The 18,570-nt window shown below is 44.1% G+C and carries 17 protein-coding genes and 1 riboswitch; of the genes, 1 reads left to right on the top strand and 16 read right to left on the bottom strand.

The genetic code is table 11. The annotated features are described in order from the left end of the window. Positions 1-12: 12 nt before the first annotated feature. The 10 genes from JOD02_RS07720 to JOD02_RS07680 all read right to left on the bottom strand — a co-directional run bounded on the left by JOD02_RS07720 (position 13) and on the right by JOD02_RS07680 (position 9,392). Positions 13-1,257, bottom strand: a complete 1,245-nt coding sequence (locus tag JOD02_RS07720; RefSeq protein ID WP_204488444.1) for a S41 family peptidase — start codon at positions 1,255-1,257, stop codon at positions 13-15. 179 nt (positions 1,258-1,436) lie between these two features. Continuing rightward, complete coding sequence (locus JOD02_RS07715) at positions 1,437-2,648, bottom strand: murein hydrolase activator EnvC family protein (RefSeq protein WP_341534558.1); 1,212 nt, start codon at positions 2,646-2,648, stop codon at positions 1,437-1,439. A gap of 176 nt (positions 2,649-2,824) precedes the next feature. Then, positions 2,825-3,733 (bottom strand): permease-like cell division protein FtsX, encoded by a 909-nt coding sequence (gene ftsX, locus JOD02_RS07710; RefSeq protein ID WP_204488442.1) that lies wholly within the window; start codon positions 3,731-3,733, stop codon positions 2,825-2,827. Continuing rightward, positions 3,723-4,409 carry a cell division ATP-binding protein FtsE gene (ftsE, locus tag JOD02_RS07705; protein ID WP_204488440.1) on the bottom strand — a complete coding sequence of 229 codons (687 nt, stop codon included), beginning with the start codon at positions 4,407-4,409 and terminating at the stop codon, positions 3,723-3,725. Before ftsE ends, ftsX begins: the two co-directional genes overlap by 11 nt. Further along, positions 4,396-5,493: a PucR family transcriptional regulator gene (locus JOD02_RS07700; RefSeq protein ID WP_204488438.1), complete on the bottom strand. Its 1,098-nt coding sequence runs from the start codon at positions 5,491-5,493 to the stop codon at positions 4,396-4,398. Before JOD02_RS07700 ends, ftsE begins: the two co-directional genes overlap by 14 nt. A gap of 121 nt (positions 5,494-5,614) precedes the next feature. After that, a complete protein-coding gene (locus JOD02_RS07695; protein WP_204488436.1) occupies positions 5,615-6,730 on the bottom strand; it encodes an ABC transporter ATP-binding protein in 1,116 nt (371 codons plus the stop codon). Between the two features lie 182 nt (positions 6,731-6,912). After that, the gene (gene araD, locus JOD02_RS07690) at positions 6,913-7,608 is read right to left on the bottom strand and encodes an L-ribulose-5-phosphate 4-epimerase (RefSeq protein WP_204488434.1); all 696 of its coding nucleotides are present in this window, start codon (positions 7,606-7,608) and stop codon (positions 6,913-6,915) included. Positions 7,609-7,742: 134 nt separating this feature from the next. Beyond that, positions 7,743-8,402: a YigZ family protein gene (locus JOD02_RS07685; RefSeq protein WP_204488432.1), complete on the bottom strand. Its 660-nt coding sequence runs from the start codon at positions 8,400-8,402 to the stop codon at positions 7,743-7,745. 79 nt (positions 8,403-8,481) lie between these two features. Continuing rightward, complete coding sequence (locus JOD02_RS11655; protein ID WP_279380671.1) at positions 8,482-8,616, bottom strand: hypothetical protein; 135 nt, start codon at positions 8,614-8,616, stop codon at positions 8,482-8,484. A gap of 14 nt (positions 8,617-8,630) precedes the next feature. Further along, positions 8,631-9,392 (bottom strand): sugar phosphate isomerase/epimerase family protein, encoded by a 762-nt coding sequence (locus JOD02_RS07680; protein ID WP_204488430.1) that lies wholly within the window; start codon positions 9,390-9,392, stop codon positions 8,631-8,633. A 279-nt stretch (positions 9,393-9,671) separates the two neighbouring features. Between JOD02_RS07680 and JOD02_RS07675 the strand changes: the two genes are divergently transcribed. Next, positions 9,672-10,883, top strand: a complete 1,212-nt coding sequence (locus tag JOD02_RS07675) for an isocitrate/isopropylmalate family dehydrogenase (RefSeq protein ID WP_204488428.1) — start codon at positions 9,672-9,674, stop codon at positions 10,881-10,883. A gap of 465 nt (positions 10,884-11,348) precedes the next feature. Here JOD02_RS07675 and JOD02_RS07670 read toward each other — a convergent pair whose 3' ends face one another. The 6 genes from JOD02_RS07670 to JOD02_RS07645 all read right to left on the bottom strand — a co-directional run bounded on the left by JOD02_RS07670 (position 11,349) and on the right by JOD02_RS07645 (position 18,377). Further along, positions 11,349-12,038: a FapA family protein gene (locus tag JOD02_RS07670; protein WP_204488426.1), complete on the bottom strand. Its 690-nt coding sequence runs from the start codon at positions 12,036-12,038 to the stop codon at positions 11,349-11,351. After that, positions 11,974-12,237 carry a hypothetical protein gene (locus JOD02_RS07665; RefSeq protein ID WP_204488424.1) on the bottom strand — a complete coding sequence of 88 codons (264 nt, stop codon included), beginning with the start codon at positions 12,235-12,237 and terminating at the stop codon, positions 11,974-11,976. Before JOD02_RS07665 ends, JOD02_RS07670 begins: the two co-directional genes overlap by 65 nt. Positions 12,238-12,444: 207 nt before the next feature. Further along, positions 12,445-13,950: a bifunctional diguanylate cyclase/phosphohydrolase gene (locus JOD02_RS07660; RefSeq protein ID WP_204488422.1), complete on the bottom strand. Its 1,506-nt coding sequence runs from the start codon at positions 13,948-13,950 to the stop codon at positions 12,445-12,447. Positions 13,951-14,403: 453 nt separating this feature from the next. Beyond that, a riboswitch (cyclic di-GMP riboswitch) is annotated at positions 14,404-14,491 on the bottom strand. A 215-nt stretch (positions 14,492-14,706) separates the two neighbouring features. Then, positions 14,707-14,940 carry a hypothetical protein gene (locus tag JOD02_RS07655; RefSeq protein ID WP_204488414.1) on the bottom strand — a complete coding sequence of 78 codons (234 nt, stop codon included), beginning with the start codon at positions 14,938-14,940 and terminating at the stop codon, positions 14,707-14,709. A gap of 262 nt (positions 14,941-15,202) precedes the next feature. Beyond that, positions 15,203-16,954, bottom strand: coding sequence for a glycoside hydrolase family 2 protein (locus tag JOD02_RS07650; protein ID WP_204488412.1), 1,752 nt, complete (start codon positions 16,952-16,954; stop codon positions 15,203-15,205). Positions 16,955-16,976: 22 nt separating this feature from the next. Continuing rightward, a complete protein-coding gene (locus JOD02_RS07645; RefSeq protein WP_204488410.1) occupies positions 16,977-18,377 on the bottom strand; it encodes an MATE family efflux transporter in 1,401 nt (466 codons plus the stop codon). Positions 18,378-18,570: the final 193 nt, after the last annotated feature.

Raw genomic sequence — 18,570 nt, 5'->3', positions numbered from 1 at the left:
AACAAAGCCCCCCTACTTCTTCTCGCTAAGCATCTTTTTTATCTCCTCAATGCCCTTTTGCAGCTGAGCATCCAGTTCCGTGGGCAACTCTTTGCCGGGATTTTCCTTTAAGAATTTCTTGGCTTCCTCGCTCAGGTCAACCTCTATATCGGGTACAACGCCTTTTTGATGTATATCCCTTCCCTTTGGAGTAAAGTATTTGGCAATCGTTATTTTAAGCGCCGAACCATCCCTAAAGGGACCGCGCAACCCCTGGACCAATCCCTTCCCAAAGGTAGTCTTACCGATTATAGTGCCCACGCCGTAATCCTGAATGGCACCTGACAATACCTCGGAAGCACTGGCGCTGTATTCATTGACAAGCACCACCAACGGAATGCCCAAGTATTCTTTGTCAGAATAATACCTTTCGCCTCTACCCTGGCGGTCCTTGCTATATACTATTAACCCCTCGGGCAACAACATATCAGCGATCTCAGTGCACGCCTGAAGAAGGCCGCCTGGATTGCCACGCAAATCCAAAATAAGCCCTTTCATCCCCTGACCTTTAAGGTCCTCAACAGCTTTCTTGAAATTCTTGGGCGAATTTTCATCAAATTGGTACAGCCATATATAGCCGATTCCATCTCCTATCATCTTGTATTCCATATCGGGGATTTCAATAACTGCTCGTTCCAAAGTAAAGTTGAGTGGCTGACCATCCCTCAATATCGTAATATTCACCTTTGTGCCCGGCTCTCCCTTCATCATGCTGACCGCTTTTTCCAGCTCACTCCCACTCACTTCCACATTCTCGACTTTGATGATCTTATCTCCTTGCTGTATACCGGCTTTGGCAGCAGGGCTGTCCTTAAAAGCCCTAACAACAGTTATCAGGTTGTCATTTTCATCCACAGTAACCATAAGGCCCACGCCAGCGTAGCTGCCCTGCGTCTGCACAATAAATTCCTTATACTCTTTCGCAGTAAAATAGGTGGTATAAGGGTCACCCAAGGCAGCAGTCATACCCTTTATAGCACCCACCATCAGCTTATCCTGATCAGGCTGCTCTATATAGTCCTTTTCAATGGTCTGCCTCACTTCCTCAAGCATCTGATACTTTTCAAGCAGTTGATACACTTCCTTGGTTACCACATACCTGTTTCCGCTCTGTATGTCGATATACTTACTAACCTGAAAAGTTAAAAAGGACGAAAAAAATGCTGTGATGACGACAATTACAACTGCACCCAATGCAGCGGCTTTCTTGCTTATCATTTAACAATATTCCTCCTTAACACTTATAACAAATATTGACAACATAAAATATAATAGGATTTTGGCTTTATTATACCATCTTCTTTGAACTTTTCAAAATACTTTTTTGAACTTTTAAATACCAAAACCACAGGCCAGAGGAGAAGTTGTTCTCCCCTGGCCTGTGCGCTGAACATACTTCACCGTCCTAAATACGGTAAGGGATCAACAGGCACCCCATCCTTTCTCACTTCAAAGTGGGCATGGGGACCGGTTGATATACCCGTACTACCCACCTTCATTATCGGCTGTCCTCTTCTTACTTCCTGCCCTGCCGATACCAGTATTTGTGAGCCATGGGCATAAAGGGTAGTTATACCCCCTCCATGTTCAATAATAACACAATTACCGTAACCGCCATACCATCCTGCAAATATAACCGTTCCATCGGCGCCAGCCACAAAGTTTTGACCGTATACGCTTTGCCCTGGATTTGAGCCTATATCTATTCCTGTATGTAGTCTCCTGACACCATAAACAGGGTGTATGCGATAACCAAACGGCGAAGTTATGGTATAAAATCCTGGTACCGGCCATGCTAATATGCCGCCTGTATATTGGTTAACAGTTTTCTGGCTGCTGGTATCCCCATTCCCCCTAGATTGAGCCTGCCTTTTACGCTGTTCCTCCAGCTGCCTGAGCAATTGTTGGATGGTCTTTTCAAGTTCCTTTGACGTTCTCTCGAGCTCCTCCAAATCTCGTTCATAACGCTCCTGCTGTTTTTTCAATTGCTGCAGCCACAAGCTTTGCTCCTTCTTCTTTTGTTCGATCTCCGCCTTCTGTCTAGCTACTGCTTGCTTTTTCTGTGTAAGGGATTGTTCCAATGCTTCCAGCTCTGTTCGCTTTTTGTCCACCTGATCCTTATACTGTTTCATCTGGTCAAGAACCTGGGTATCAAACGCTATCAGCTGCCGTACCATGACCATCCGATCCAAAAACTCATTTATGCTTTTGGACTCCAAAAGTAACTCCAGGTACGAAGGCATCCCATTCATATATATAGCCCTTATTCGATCAGCCATCAACTTCTGCTGTCTTTCAGCTTCTTCAATAGCCTCTTCAAGCTCTTTACGCGTCACCTCCAGCTCTTCCTGCGTTGATTGCAATTCTTTTTCAAGCTTATTCAACTCACGTTCTTTTTGCTTAAGCTGCTTCTCTATATCCTGCAACTTAGCTACTACCTCGTCCTGTTGTTGCTTGACCTCTTCCAGCCGCTCTTCGGTATTTTCTATTTCCTCATTGACCTTTTTGAGTTCCTGTTTCTTCTGATCAATATTGGAAGCTGCCACAGCAGTAATTCCAGTAAACACAAACAAAACAACGCACAACAATACAACAATCCTATATCGCACCCCACTCACCCCCATATATCGTATTTACCCTATCCAGCCACATCGCCTTTCTGCAAATTAACAGCATGACATCGGGTTGACAAACCAGCCTTCATCTACGTATCTGCCCGGTTTGCCACCACACCTCTTGCCATATCAAAAAACACTTACAGACCCATTTGATACGCATGACCATCTTATACCTTCAAGTGCTTCCTAATCGACAGGCAGCTGGCCAACACGCCTACACACGCCCCTATAAGCAAAGAAGCTTCAAATACATACAACATTACTTTATTCAATGGCAGCAACTTAAATATTCCTAAATACCCCCATTTCATGTTTATATAGCTACTCTTATCAAGCAAATATTTATATCCCAAAGCCACTACACCCGTAGCTATTAAGCTGCCCATTATGCCTAAAATAAGCCCCTCAATGATAAAAGGCCAGCGAATAAACCAGTCGGTAGCTCCAATGTATTTCATGATCCCTATTTCTCTTCTTCTTGAATACACCGTCAACCTGATGGTATTGCTGATGACGATAACAGCCACACTCGCCAAAACAGCCACAAGGCCCATACCAATAAATCGAATGGTTCGTGCGAGCCATTTTATAAATTCAGCCACCTTACTGCTATAGTTCACCTCTTCAATGACAGGGATGCTTTTTGCCTTTTCCACAATAACACTCGCATATTCAGGCTTTTCTATTTTAACCAAAAAGGAATCCGGCAAGGGATTATTCTCTCCTGTATATCCATCAAGCAGATTCCCTTTATCACCCAGCTGGCGCTTCCACTCCTCAAGAGCCTGGTGCTTAGAAACAAATTCTACATCGTAAACGCCTTTCCAACTCCTTATCTCATTCTCCAAAGAAGAACGTTCATTGTCCGTCACGCCGTTTTTCAAAAACAATGTAATCTCCATCTTGGATTCCACTTCTCTCATCATTACATCCAAGTTGACGACAATAACCAATATTAAACCCAACACAATTAAAGCAACCATTATAGCCGTTACAGAAGCCAGCGACATGACTCGGTTCCGAAGAATATTTTGGAACCCATGGCAGACAAAAAATCTCCAGCTTCTAAGATTCATCAAAATATCCTCCTTCCCGTTCATCCCTGATGAGAACGCCCTTACGGAATTGAAGCACCCTTTTTCTCATGGCGTTCACGATACTTTTAGCATGAGTGGCCATAATTACAGTAGTACCTCGACGATTTATCAAATTTATTATCTTCATGACTTCCATGGCAGTTGCGGGATCCAGGTTGCCAGTAGGCTCGTCCGCAATGAGAATAGACGGATTGTTGACTAGTGCCCTGGCAAGAGCCACCCTCTGCTGTTCCCCACCCGATAATTGATGCGGATAAGCATGGGCTTTGGAGGCCAACCCTACCATACTCAACACAGCTGGCACTCTCCGACGAATCTCCTTTGGAGAAGCCCCCACAATCTCCATAGCAAATGCTACATTTTCATAAGCTGTCCTATCAGGAAGCAATCTGAAGTCCTGAAACACCACTCCCAGCTTCCGGCGATAATACGGAATCTCCTTTCTTTTCAAAGATGATAAATCAATATCATCTACAATTATACTGCCCGATGTGGGCTCAATTTCCTTAAGTAGCAATTTTATCAGCGTAGTCTTACCCGCACCGCTGGCCCCTACTATAAACACAAATTCTCCATTTTCAATTGTAAAATTTACGTTTGATAGTGCGCACAAACCATTGGGATAAACTTTTGTCACGTTTCTAAACTGTATCAAGAATAACACTCCCGTTTCTCTGATTATTTAGCATCATCATAATTTTGAATGTAACTGCGTCATGGAAGTTTCTCAAGTCAAGTCCCAGCGTCTTCTGGATCTTATCCAGCCGATATACCAATGTATTACGGTGAATATAAAGCTGTCTAGCTGTTTCACTCAAATTCAGGTTATTTTCAAAAAATCTATTAACAGTGGTTATCATCTCTTCGTTTAACACCTTGCGCGCCTCTTCGTTAAAAATCGTCTTACAATACTTTTGTGAAATCTGTATAGGAATCTCGTGAAGAAATCGCTCTAGAAGCAAGCTATCATATCTATATATTCTACCTGGCACACCATATATCAACCCTACTTCTATGGCCTGTATTGCTTCAAGATATGATTCCCTCAACTGAAAAATATTAGGCTTAATCTGCCCTATCCCAATACAAATCTTTACAGTGATTTCGTTCAGAATAGTCTCTTCCATAGCAGCTGCCATCTGTCCCAGTTCATCTTCACCTATATCGTCCTGTACCCGCTTAACAAGTATGACCGTTCGGCTATCAAACAATATCAAGATATCTCCCTGGCTTTTGGGAAACACCTTTAACAATAGCCTGTAAACATTTTCAGCCTCCATGCTAGAAGTACGTATAACAAGTACACATCGGGGCACGTTAGGTTCAAGCTTATATTCCCGAACAAGTTCCTGAAGTTCAAGGTCAGATACCTGAGCCAGTATCACCCTACGTACAACTTCTTCCCGATTCAACTTTTGCATATTGGACTTTAAATATAGCTCAATAATAGATGCAATTAGCACACAGTAATTCCTAACAACGTTGCCCACTCCATCCATTGCTATAAAATAAGCAACGGCCTTATCTATTGTGAACCTCATATAAGTCCTTCCATTGTAAACAAAAGTAGGCTTTCCATTTATGGCATCGTAGTCCTTTACAATAGGTTCAGCCCGCCCCACTCTCTCCCTGTCACTACTTGCCACAATCACTCCTGCTGTATCTACAATATCGGTTGTCACCTGAATATTGTGTACCACCTTATCCAATACCTTTTGTATCCTCTGCTCGGTTAGCATAATATTACCACCCGAATATAAGTATACATGAATTTCTAAAATAAAAAAAGCAGAAATATTATCCATATAGACAATATTTCTGCTTTTTTTACAAAACTCCTCTTTAATTTTATAAAGATATTTATCTGAGCAGAATAGTCTCTTCCGTATCCTTATCGAAGAAATGCAGCTTGTTGGTATCGAAAGCGATCTTGATGGTGTCGCCCACTCTCGCCTTGGACCTTGGATTAACCCTTGCCACCAGGTTTACACCCGATACCGTCAGGTACAGGAAGGTCTCAGAACCCAACAGCTCTACAACGTCCACATGGGCCTTTACTGTGCTGTCTTCCGCGCTTGCCAAGAATATCTCCTCATCATGGAGGTCCTCAGGACGAATACCCATTATAACTTCTTTGCCGATGTAGGAAGGATCTTTCAGCTTCCTTACTTTACCAGCCGGTACCTTGATCTTGTTGCCCTCAAACACAGCGTATACGTCATCGCCCTCTTTTACCAGATGCACGTTGATAAAGTTCATCTGCGGGCTACCGATAAATCCTGCTACAAACAAGTTAACAGGATAATCATAGAGATTCTGCGGAGTATCTACCTGCTGGATAAATCCGTCTTTCATAACGACGATACGAGTACCCATGGTCATAGCTTCCGTCTGGTCGTGCGTCACGTAGATGAAGGTGGTTTGCAGTCTTTGATGCAACTTTGTAAGCTCGGTCCTCATCTGCACTCTCAGTTTTGCATCCAAGTTGGACAAAGGCTCATCCATCAAGAACACCTTAGGTTCACGAACTATAGCACGCCCTACCGCCACCCTCTGTCTCTGTCCACCCGACAGAGCCTTGGGTTTTCTGTTCAAGAGATGCTCAATATCCAGCATCCGTGCGGCTTCCCTTACACGCCTATCAATTTCAGCCTTGGGTACCTTCCTCAACTTCAACCCAAAAGCCATGTTGTCATATACCGTCATATGTGGATACAGAGCGTAGTTCTGGAAAACCATCGCAATATCCCTGTCTTTAGGAGCCACATCGTTAACCAATCTATCACCGATGTAGAGTTCTCCTTCCGTGATCTCTTCCAGGCCAGCAACCATACGCAGCGTCGTAGTCTTCCCACATCCAGAAGGGCCTACCAAAACTATGAATTCCTTATCAGCAATATCAAGATTAAAATTGCTTACAGCAGTAACCCCTCCTGGATATACCTTAGACACATTTCTAAAAGTCACGCTTGCCATTTAAACCCCTCCATAACAGTATTTTCCGCATCCCTTGGATGCAAAACTTAAAAATTTAATTATAGAGTATGCTTATATTATAATGTCTTCAGGACAATCTGACTATAGATATTATTAACAAAAAAAGCGCTAACGTTTTTGAAAGTATTGCATAAATTCATTCGTAAATAAATCAAGCGGCCTTACTTCTGCCCATAATAGGCATTGGGTCCGTGCTTGCGCAGAAAATGCTTATCAAGTAGCACCTGATCAATGGTCTTCACATCGGGCGATAGAACAAAGGTATTGAAGGCCATCTTGGCCACCTCTTCCATCACCACTGCATTGTGAACCGCTTCATGAGGGTCTTTGCCCCAGCTGAAAGGCCCGTGGCCTTTAACCAGTACACCGGGCACATGCATGGGATTTATACCCCTTGCCCTAAACGTTTCCACTATGACGTTGCCAGTTTCAGCCTCATACTCCCCCTGGATTTCTTCAGCCGTCATAGCCCGCGTACAAGGGATCTCACCATAAAAATAATCGGCATGGGTGGTGCCCAGCGCAGGAATGCCTCTTCCCGCCTGGGCCCAGCTGGTAGCCCACGGCGAATGGGTGTGTACCACACCTCCGATCTCAGGGAAAGCGCGGTACAGTACCAGATGCGTAGGGGTGTCGGATGAAGGCCTAAGCCTCCCCTCTACCTGATTACCCTCAAGGTCTACCACAACCAGGTCTTCCAGCTTTAACTCTTCATAAGGGACACCGCTTGGCTTTATGACCACCAAGCCCTCTTCCCTGGATATGCCGCTGACATTGCCCCAGGTATATATAACCAGGCCTCGACGGGGCAGCTCCAAATTGGCCTCGAGCACAGCCTCTTTAAGCCATTTAAGCATATCAAAACATCACCCCTTCTTTATCCTCTAGTTCTAATCGATACAATTGAAAGCCCGTTGTTTCGCCAATACATTTCCCTCTCCTTTCAATCACTAATGCTTTGCTGCTTCAACCAAAACTCAATCAGCCTTAATTATTCCCATGAATGAAAGACGGGCGTCATTTCCCTAAATTCAACATTTCCTCCACACATCTCCCTCAGCATACCACAAAACTCATCCCAGCCCACAGGAACGACAACCTGCAAAGTAACTTTATCGGTATATTCCGCCTGCGTAACATGTACGCCCTTCTGGCGCAAGAAATACTCCACCTGTCCTATGTAAGCATAGTCTAAACATATAATACCTCTGGGGCTCAATACCATACGCTTTGTCCCGGCCCTATCCAAGACCTCAGCAGCAGTTCTAGAATAAGCCCTCACCAGCCCATTGGCACCAAGTTTTATGCCCCCAAAATAGCGCGTCACCACCACCAATACGTTTTTGAGTCCCCTGTTTTGTATTACCTGCAGAATAGGCATACCCGCAGTGCCCCCGGGTTCACCATCATCGTTAAACCGTTGAATCAAACCCTCTTGTCCCACTATATAGGCATAACAATGATGAGTGGCATCAGGAAACTCTGCCTTTACATTTTGAAGCCTTTCAAGGGCCTCATCCTCTGAAGTCACATAGAACGCGTCTCCTACGAATCTGGATTTTTGTATCACGACTTCATGTCGAGCCCTTTGCTTGATAGTGCAGTATTCCTTACCCATAATATTCAAGCACAAGAGGCTCCTCTTCGCCACGAGAAAGCCTCTTGTGCCTTCCTCCTTTTCTGACACTAAAATCTTTTACCTCATTGTGAGTTTTAACTCGCCGTATACCTTATCCGCCGAAAGATTTCTTAAAACAAAGTAACCGCCCCTTACACCGGAAAATATCCCTTTCTCTTGCCCATCGCGTTTTACATAATGCCAGATGCCTCTCATCTTTGAATCCCAGTATTACATCTACCGCCATCGACTGCATCCCTTTTAAATTACACCCATCTTCCTAAGATTATCTATGCTCAGCTTAACACTTTCCAACGGCGGCCTTTGACAAACATCCTGCTCAACTATTCCCCATTGCACACCTATTCCCTTTGAAACCTTTATAATACCAGCTATATCTATGCAACCCTCTCCCACCTCAGCAAAGGGCGGTTCCTGGCCCTTGATCATATCTTTGAGATGCACCATGGTAACGCGGCCCGATAAGCCCTTTAAATAATCAACAGGGTCGACGCCTGCATACTGAACCCAGAACGTGTCCACCTCAAGCTTGACCACATCGGCATCGGTGTTATCAATTAGGATATCCAGCCCATACTTGCCATCAAACTTTTCAAACTCAAAGGCGTGGTTGTGATAGTGCAGGTTAAGGCCCGCCGCTTTAATTCTCCCGCCCAAGTCCTGCAACTGCTTTGCAACGGCTATCCACGCTTCCTTGCTGTTTCGCCTGTTTTCAACAAGATAGGGTACTGTTATATCCTTAAGCCCGATCCCCAGCGCATAGGAAATCTCGGCGTCCAAATCTTTCTCTAGCTTCTCTATTGCCACATGGCTGTTTACTGGGACCAAATTAAATTCTCTCAACGCATCCCTTAGCTCATCTGCTGGGAGTCCACCATACCCTGCAAACTCTACACCCTGATAACCAAGTTCAGCCACCTTTTTTAAAGTACCTATAAAGTCTTTTTCTGTCTCACTCCGCAGAGTATACAACTGTAAAGCGATAGGTATTTTAACAGACATAATAAACACCCTTTCTTTATTTGATATGTACCTATATGACATTATACCACAGTTTAAACTCTTTTGAATACGAATTTGGTCTTGAAATTAGATTTTCAATCCATTAAACTTAGAGCATGTATACATACTCAAGTAAACGACGCCAATGAGTGCTGGCTTGAAAGCTTTTAATTTTAAGCTTTGCTAGAGGACGTTTTATGTTTGAAGTAATGCCTATATAAAGTGTCACCCCCATTAAACTGAAAAATTTTTAAAATTAAAAACAGGAGGGACCATATCATGAACAGGAAAGAAATGATTCAAAGGGCAAAGGAGCATTTCGGGAAGCTCATCGAAGAGCAACTCGAAAGGATAGAGAGGATGAAGCAGGATCAGGACTTTATTGATTACAGCAAGCTGCCCACAATAGTGATTGGCATAGTCGGCGGCGATGGCATCGGCCCATACATCACCTCTCAAGCCCAAAGGGTGCTGGAGTTTTTGCTTCAGGATGAGATAAAAGCTGGCAAAGTAACGTTCAAAGCCATAGATGGGTTGACCATCGAAAACCGCGCAAGGCACAACAAAGCCATCCCCGATGATGTATTGGAACAGCTCAAACAGTGCCACGTAATACTCAAAGGCCCCACCACCACGCCAAGAGCGGGAGACCCTTGGCCAAACATAGAAAGCGCCAATGTGGCCATGAGAAAAGAGCTTGACCTCTTTGCCAACGTAAGGCCTGTCAAGATACCTCAGGAGGGCATAAACTGGACCTTCTTCCGCGAGAACACCGAAGGTGCCTATGCTGTTGGCAACAAAGGCATTCACGTCAATGAAGACCTAGCCATAGACTTCACCATAACCACCTACGAAGGGTCATACAGGATCCTCAAAGCCGCTTTCGATTATGCCCGCAAGACCGGCTTAAACAGGGTAACGGTAGTGACGAAAGCCAACGTGGTTAAAACCACAGATGGGAAGTTTTTGGATGTAGCCCGAGAAGTGGCCAAAGAATATCCCGAAGTTGAGTGGGACGACTGGTACATCGACATCATGACCGCAAAGCTCCTCGACCCCAAACGCAGAACACAGTTCAAGGTGATAGTCCTACCCAATCTTTATGGAGATATACTGACCGACGAGGCTGCGGAACTACAGGGAGGTGTTGGCACCGCCGGAAGCGCCAACATTGGAAAACGCTATGCCATGTTTGAAGCCATACACGGCTCTGCTCCGCGCATGGTGGAAGAGGGCCGTACCCAGTACGCCGACCCCAGCAGCATAATCCGGGCTGCAGGCATGCTCCTTGAACATATAGGTTATGGGGATAAAGCTCGAAGGTTGGATATGGCGCTGGATATCTGTGGAATTTATGAGAGAAGAGTGGTCATAACCGGCAGGGATACGGGAGCCACAGGCGCACAATTTGCCGATTATCTAATGGAAGCGCTGTCTGATGAAAGACTGGAGAATCGCTGGGCAGAATATACAAATGCCTCTAAAGCTTGAAATGTGCAGCCGTGTTAAAAATTCCGCCTAAAAAGCCAGGGCAAATAAGGAACAACACGTTGTCCTGGCTTTTTATTTTTTAAAGCAAAGATTGTACTCCTTTATTATTTATATTCAAAATCGTATTGGGATAACAATATGCAGCGTTAAATTTTCCATCGGCATCTAAAATCTCACAATAAGTATTTACACCCGTTGAAGAACCTACTATTCCAGCTTTTATCTCTTTTCCTGCTATCAGTATCCCACCCAACACTACACTTTTGGGGTCTTTAAAAGAATTCTGTCTTTAGCTACTATCTTGGATTGATAGCTTCCGCGCCCCGTTACAAAGACACTACCACTGGATAAAATAAAGGAATTTTCGCAATAGCTAAAGGATATATTCACATCAGCCACATATCGTTGCTTAAGTGCAGCCTCATACTCTGCAAGTTCACTGCAAATTAAGCGCATTTTATCCAATCAATCTATCTGAAGAATATTTATGTTAAGCAACTCACCTTGTATTTTATTCAATAATTTAGAAATGTCCGTGGCCACTTCATCTTCTATCAACGGCAACAGACTTTCTAAATGCTCAATAAGCGTTTTCAGGTTAGTAGTCTCATTTATAACTCTATACATAAGCTGACCTAAATTTTGAGCATTTTGCTGTGAATATATCGTGGCTACCCTGTCAATAGCCGCTTTCAATTCATTGTTAATTTTGACTACAACAGGTCGTACATACAGATGTTCAAGTACGTTGGGACCAGCTGTAACTTTACAATTGATAACTTTACCGCGTATCTCTACATTTTTGCCAGTTTTTATTATAGCATGATAGCAGTTACCACAAATTATGATATCTCTACCTGCTATCACTTTTAATCCGTCCTTTACATCTCCTTTAACAACCACATCTCCATCAAACCTAATATTGCCTGTACTGACGTCTACATCACCTGGAACATTCATGACTGGATTCACGCTCACTACACCTTTCTCTAATAAAGGCCTCCCAGAAATAGCTGCCACAATTCTGTTGTTATTCAAAATCACGGCACCTTTTCCTGCTTTAAACACCGCCTCCTTCGCAGGTCGTGCTTTAATAACCTCGCCTGTAACCGTCATCCCATCCACACCTGGTATAGCAGGTATCACCTGTCCCATCGATGGCCTTATCTTTTTTAACCATCTCTTCTCTTTTTTTGGCTACCTCTACCCTGTAAATTCCTCTCCACTTGATAATCCCCCAAAGAATGACCCCCGGTGGTCTTATAGTATAAACCTTTAAACAATCTCTGGGGCAGTTATAATATTTTTCAGCGCGGAATAACGCCTCCTCTATATTATATGCCTTAATCAACATACCCCCCACCTTCTTTCATTAAAAAGAGGGTATTTTACTAAGATCGCATTTAATATTTTTGAAGAAGTAATTACCAAACAATGTTATATCAAGCGTTTCATTATCACTCACACTTCTGAGTAAATCATTTTTCACTACATAGCCCAATCACAAAGCTTTAAATTTTAGCGTATAGGTAAATATTACTTCATACAACGTGCCCTTTTATTAAATCGTATTTAACTTTTCTACAGCATCCTCTCCAAATAACTCTAAAAAAACTTCAACCACCTGGGGATCAAACTGTGTTCCAGCATTTCTTTTTAACTCTGCAAATGCCTTTTCTCGAGGCATGGCTTTTCGATATACTCGATCGCTGGTCATAGCATCATATGCATCTACCACCGCCAGAATACGGCTCAGCAGAGGAATCTCTTCCCCTTTTAACCCTCTCGGATACCCCTGGCCGTCCCACCGCTCGTGGTGGCACAGTATATACTCTGCTATATGCGTAAGCTCAGGGATGGCCTTTGCAATACGCCAGCCAAATTCGGAGTGTTTCTTCATCTCCTCCCACTCTTCAGAAGTCAACGGTCCTGGTTTTTGCAGTATGCTTTCTCTTATGCCAACTTTGCCTATATCGTGTAATATAGCTAGAAGAGCCAATTCATCCAGTTCCCTTGAAGAAAGCCCCATTTTCCTACCTATTATCAAACAGTAATCCTTAAGGCGCTCAGCATGTTCCTCGGTCTCTGCGCTCTTGGTAACCAGTGCCATAAGCATGCTATTCACTATGGCATTGCGATAGCTTCTCTCCTCCATAAGCTTTACTCGATACATCATTTCCTCTGCTTCTCTAACAATTTGGTTCAGACTTTCCACCGGCTTTTTCTTCACCGCATAGCCAAAGGCCATGCTCAAGGGTATTTTTTCGTCCTTTTCTTGCGAACACTCACCCTTTATCCTCTCTATGATTTTTTCCACCCCTTGCTCAGAAATTTGAGGTAGTAGTATCAAAAACTCGTCGCCATCCCACCTTGCTACTATATCGGTCTTCCTGCAGTTTTTCGCCAACATTCTAGCAGCTCTTTTGAGCATGTTATCCCCTTCCTGAACGCCGTACACATCGTTGATCATCTTAAGCCCATTGATATCGGCCACTATAACCGCAATGGAAAACCCTCTGGGAGAAGCCTGCCACCTTGCAAACTCTTCTTCTACAAAACGACGGTTATAAAGCCCGGTCAACAAATCGCTGTAGCTTAAGATATAAAAATTTTCATTCTCCCTCAGCATGGGCGTAGCTGTCGCTGCCTCTGTTCCATAGTATAATTGAAGCTGCGTATATTCTTCTAAAATGTTCTTGAGTTCTATTTCCCGGGTAATGTCGATAAAAAACGAAACGAATAGCTCTTTATCTACCGCAAAAACCGTTAACCTGTACCAGCGTTTTCTCAAAGGCAAATATATTTCAACTTCTTGGGGCTGTCCACTCAATGCCGTCATTTCATATAAGTCCACCCAACCCAAATCTTTAAAACCGATATCAAGCAGGACCTCCTTTATTCCCTTACCTACAATAGCATCCATCTTAACTTCAGTGATAGTTTCAAAATAAGGATTGGCATAGACGAAAACGTAATCTCTATCCCTTCCCTGTTTTTCAACTAATCTGTGAATTGCACACGCCATCGGAATACGGCGCAGAATATCCCATAAAATTCCCTCTATCATTTTATCCCCCTGTCCTTATTAAGCTTTATAATTTTTACAAATAAAGGGCTGTTGTGCACCTTACCACATAAAACCACGTAGCACAAATTTGAAATATACAAAGTATGGTGCTCAACAGCCCTTGACGACGCACCAGTCAAATATTTAACATTTATAGGGCTATTTTCCATTTTATTACATTTAATACGCAAATTACCCCCCCCCCCCCCCATACAAACATATGTTTGCGTATTTGCATAACACACTCAACAGAGGAAACCACGCTTATAATTCTCACGCCTGTAAACCTGTGTATATATGCCAAAAGAGACATATATTTTCACCACCGTACCACTCACTTAAACCACTTTTCATTCTATGCCCACACCTTAAAATAAAAAGGCTCTGCATACCGATTGCAAAAAGAGCATACCCAATCCTATGCAGAGCCATTACATATCTTTGCCTCACCCTTTGTGCAACCGGCTGCCATAGAACGACAACGTTCCGTAGGCCCGTGGCTTTGCGCCCCTGCCTTTCGACAGGTTTGCCCTTTGACAAAGGTTGCTTAATCTTCATTTTTATAGATTTCAGCCACTTCCTATACAGCATTCCAAGCTGTATATAGTAAAATTTGCTAATTTAATTATAGCAACATTTACCTCATATTTCAACAAATTACTTCATTTTTCTGCAATATTTTTATTGGACCTTTTATACACAGCCAACGAAAACCACTTGACGACAAAAAAAGCAAACGCCATCAAGCCTTCCTTATCAGCTCCTGCCTTTCGTATGCAACTGGTATTCCTTTCCCAATACATTTATCTCTCCAAGCTGTAGCTTAAGGTCGTGGATTTCCTTCTCCAAGGCATCTAGCTCATCCCGACACTGGTCATACTTAAGCTTTGCAGCCAGATACTCTTGCCGCTCTTTTTCCAGCCGTTCCTCTTTCGTCCCCAGGATGGAATAAAACAGGTTGGTAAGGCTCATCCCTTCCAGCTGGTCCACATCCCTTTTTTCTTTCTCAAGCTGCTTTTTAAGGTCATCAATGCGCTTGTGTAACTGGTTATAGCCCTTCTCTGCAGCCTCCAGCCTGCGCCGAATTTTGTAGTCTTCCTAGATTCGGTGTTGAAGCTCTGTCAAACGGCTATTCAATTCATTTTAACATGACAACACATCCTTAGGAATTCTGATTGTGGTATTAAGCAATACAAAAATTCAGCGTAAAACATCGACAGGGGTGTTTTATTCAAACACCCCTGTCTCAAGGTTACGCTTTCCCCTCATTTATAGCCCTTATCTTGCTCGGGTCAATTTTGGGCTTCCTATCATATGTCATAAGGCCGTTAACCTCCTGCTGCACATCGGTAAGCTGGGTATAGCAAAAACCGCATATATAGTCTATAGACATGATAGCACGGGTCAAATCCGCAAAACGCTTCAAAAACTCCTCCTCATCAGCCACCTTATCACCGTATCCCCATCCCTTGCTAGATGCAAAGGCTATACCACCATATTCGGTTATAAGCACAGGCTGGCCTTTATAACCATACCCTTCAGCAAATATGAATTTCCCTGCAGGAGCGCCATTTACCACCTTATCCTTATCTGCATAAACCCTCCTCAAATCCTCGCCATTTGAACGGTAATCGTGTATGGTACACAAATCTGTATCGGTATGCTCCCAGCCGTCATTGGACACCACCAGCCTGGTCCTATCCAGGCTCCTTATCATATTGACGAGCGCCACAGTATGGCTCTGCTGCTGCCTATCCACCATTACGTTGGGTACACCCCATGACTCATTGAATGCCGTCCAGGCTATGATGCAGGGATGATTGTAATCCCTCTCAATGACCTCCTGCCACTCCCTAATATACACATTGGCTGCCCTCGGGCTGTATTCATAATATGAGGCCATCTCGCCCCAGACCAAAAGCCCTAACTTATCGCACCAGTAAAGGTACACCGGGTCCTCCACCTTTTGATGTTTCCGTACGCCGTTGTAGCCAAAGGCCTTGGTCATCTTTATGTCGTTTATCAAGGCCTCTTCGCTGGGAGCGGTGAGGTTTGAACCCGGAAAATACCCCTGATCCAGTATAAGCCTTTGATAATAAGGATGATTGTTTAATAACACCTTACCGTCCTTGACCGACACCTTGCGCATGCCAAAATAACTGGCTACATGGTCAACCGTATCCCCTTTTTCATCCACCAACGTAAACGTTATATCGTAAAGATTGGGATTCTCGGGGCTCCACAGCATTAACCCCCACTTAAAGGCATGGCTTATGACGCTCACCTCGAAGATGACTCGTCGCTGAAGACAAGGCACAGTAACCGAAGCGACTGACACGCCATTAAAAGATATACAAGTTTTTAAACTGCAGCCCACGGCCTCCGGAGTGAGGAAAGCCTCTATGCTCACAGTGCCTTTGTCAATGTCAGGAGTCATGCGGACATTTATTATATGCGCCGGGTTCACGGACTCCAGCCAAACCGTCTGCCAAATGCCAGAGGTACGGTCATACCAACAATCAAAAGGCTCATCCAACCACGACTGCTTTCCACGGGCCTGCTGGCGGTCAGACGATATGTCGTCCGCCTTTACAACCACTTCATCTTTACCATCCCACTTTAGAGCGTCGGTTATATCAAAGCTAAAGGGCGTATGGCCGCCGGTATGACTGCCCATATAAGCGCCGTTTACCCACACTTTAGCGTGGTAATCCACTGCCCCAAAGTGCAATATGATCCTTCTGCCCTTCCAGTTGTCCGGCACTGCCAGCTTGCGCCTGTACCACATGTGATCATGGCGTGACGTATCTCCTATGCCGCTTAATTCGCTTTCAAAACAAAACGGGACATTTATGGTACGTGAAAAAGCGCGTTCCTCATACCACTTCTCTTTCTCCCCGATGTCTTCATCATCGAATTCAAACTCCCACACCCCGTTTAAATTGAGCCAATCTTTTCTTACAAAATTGGGACGCGGATACTCAGGTCGCGGTATGTTTGACATAAAAAACCCCTCCTTTTCAAGCTTATATACCAATTCGCTCATTGCTCAAAAGCGCTTTCTTCCTCCAATTACCTTTTTTATAGAAAACCGTGGTGATAATGGCACCGCACACCCAGGCAATCAGCAGGGATATAAACACAGACTCAGGCCTTCCGTTAGGATAAGTTTCACTTCGCGTCAAATAAGCGATGCCGTAAGCAATAGGCACACGCAAGGCGATGGTGGTGATAAGCGAAATCCACATGGGCGTTATAGTATCTCCAGCCCCGCGCATAACCCCTGACAGAACCTGCGTCACCGCCATGGCAATATACCCCACCGCAAGGATACGCATCATATGCATGCTCAAATCCACAAGTTCAACGGTATTGGTAAATACGTTCATGAGATATCTTCCAAAGAGCAATATAATTATTGTAATCACTGTAGAAACGCTAACTGCGATTATAAGGCCCTCCCGAGTTCCCCTTTCCACTCTGTCCATCTTTTTTGCACCAACGTTTTGCCCTGCAAAGGTGGTCATGGCAACGCCAAAGGTAAAGTTTGGCATCATGGCAAAACCGTCCACGCGCATGACCATGACGCTGCAGGCAATGACCATTTCACCGAAAGTGTTGGTCAAAGATTGCACGGCAACCATAGCAAATGAAAATATAGCCTGTGTAAGTCCAGACGGTACACCCAGCCTTATCAGCTGAGTCACATACTCCTTAAGAGGCTTAAGCACTTTCCAGTTGAGGTCAAATATACTGCTCATCCTTTTAAGCTTAATTAAACACAAGATAGCAGATACCACCTGTGCAATAACGGTGGCCAGCGCTACCCCTGGCACCCCCATGTTGAATCCCGCCACAAACCATATGTCCAGCACCACATTGAGAGCGGTGGATATAAGCAAAAACACCAGTGCTGAAAGCGAATCACCCAGGCCGCGTAGGATTCCCGATAAAATGTTAAAGTACGAAAAACCCCAGTTACCCACCAATAGTATCAAAAGGTAATTGGCGCACCAGTCCAAAATGGACTCGGGCGTGTTTATAAACACAAGTATAGGACGAACCACGATGGGCCCCACCACCATTATTATCAATGATGCCATAGCCGTAAGGGTGATACATACACCAATGGAACGGGAAAGCCTTTCACGGTCCTTTGCCCCGAAATACTGTGCCACCATTATGCCTGCCCCGGTGGAAACCGCCACAAAAAGCACAAGCAAAAACATCAATACAGGAAAAGCAGTGCCCACGGCAGCAAGGGCATTATCCCCCACATACCTTCCAATGACAATCGAATCAACTGTATTATAAAGCTGCTGCGCCACATTGCCAATCAGCATGGGAATCGAAAACTCGATTATTCGCTTCCACGGTTCCCCCTCTGTCATGTCCCTTGGGGCAAACAAGTCTGCAAGCCTTGCCATATGTACATTACCAACCCCTTTTCTTTATACTTTGCTGCTATTCCAGCCATCAAAGACAAAGCGCTCAAAAAATTTTGAATATCCTTTCAGCTCACTTTAACAAGCATCCCACACAAAGTTAAATGTGCATGACTATTACTCCACCCCCTATGTATCACATATCAAGCAAAACCCAAAAATTATTTTACCATAT

It is taken from the genome of Caldicoprobacter guelmensis, from assembly GCF_016908415.1.
Lineage (GTDB): Bacteria > Bacillota > Clostridia > Caldicoprobacterales > Caldicoprobacteraceae > Caldicoprobacter > Caldicoprobacter guelmensis.
Note: the sequence above shows the minus strand (reverse complement) of the source record. Positions and strands in the feature narration are given on the sequence as shown.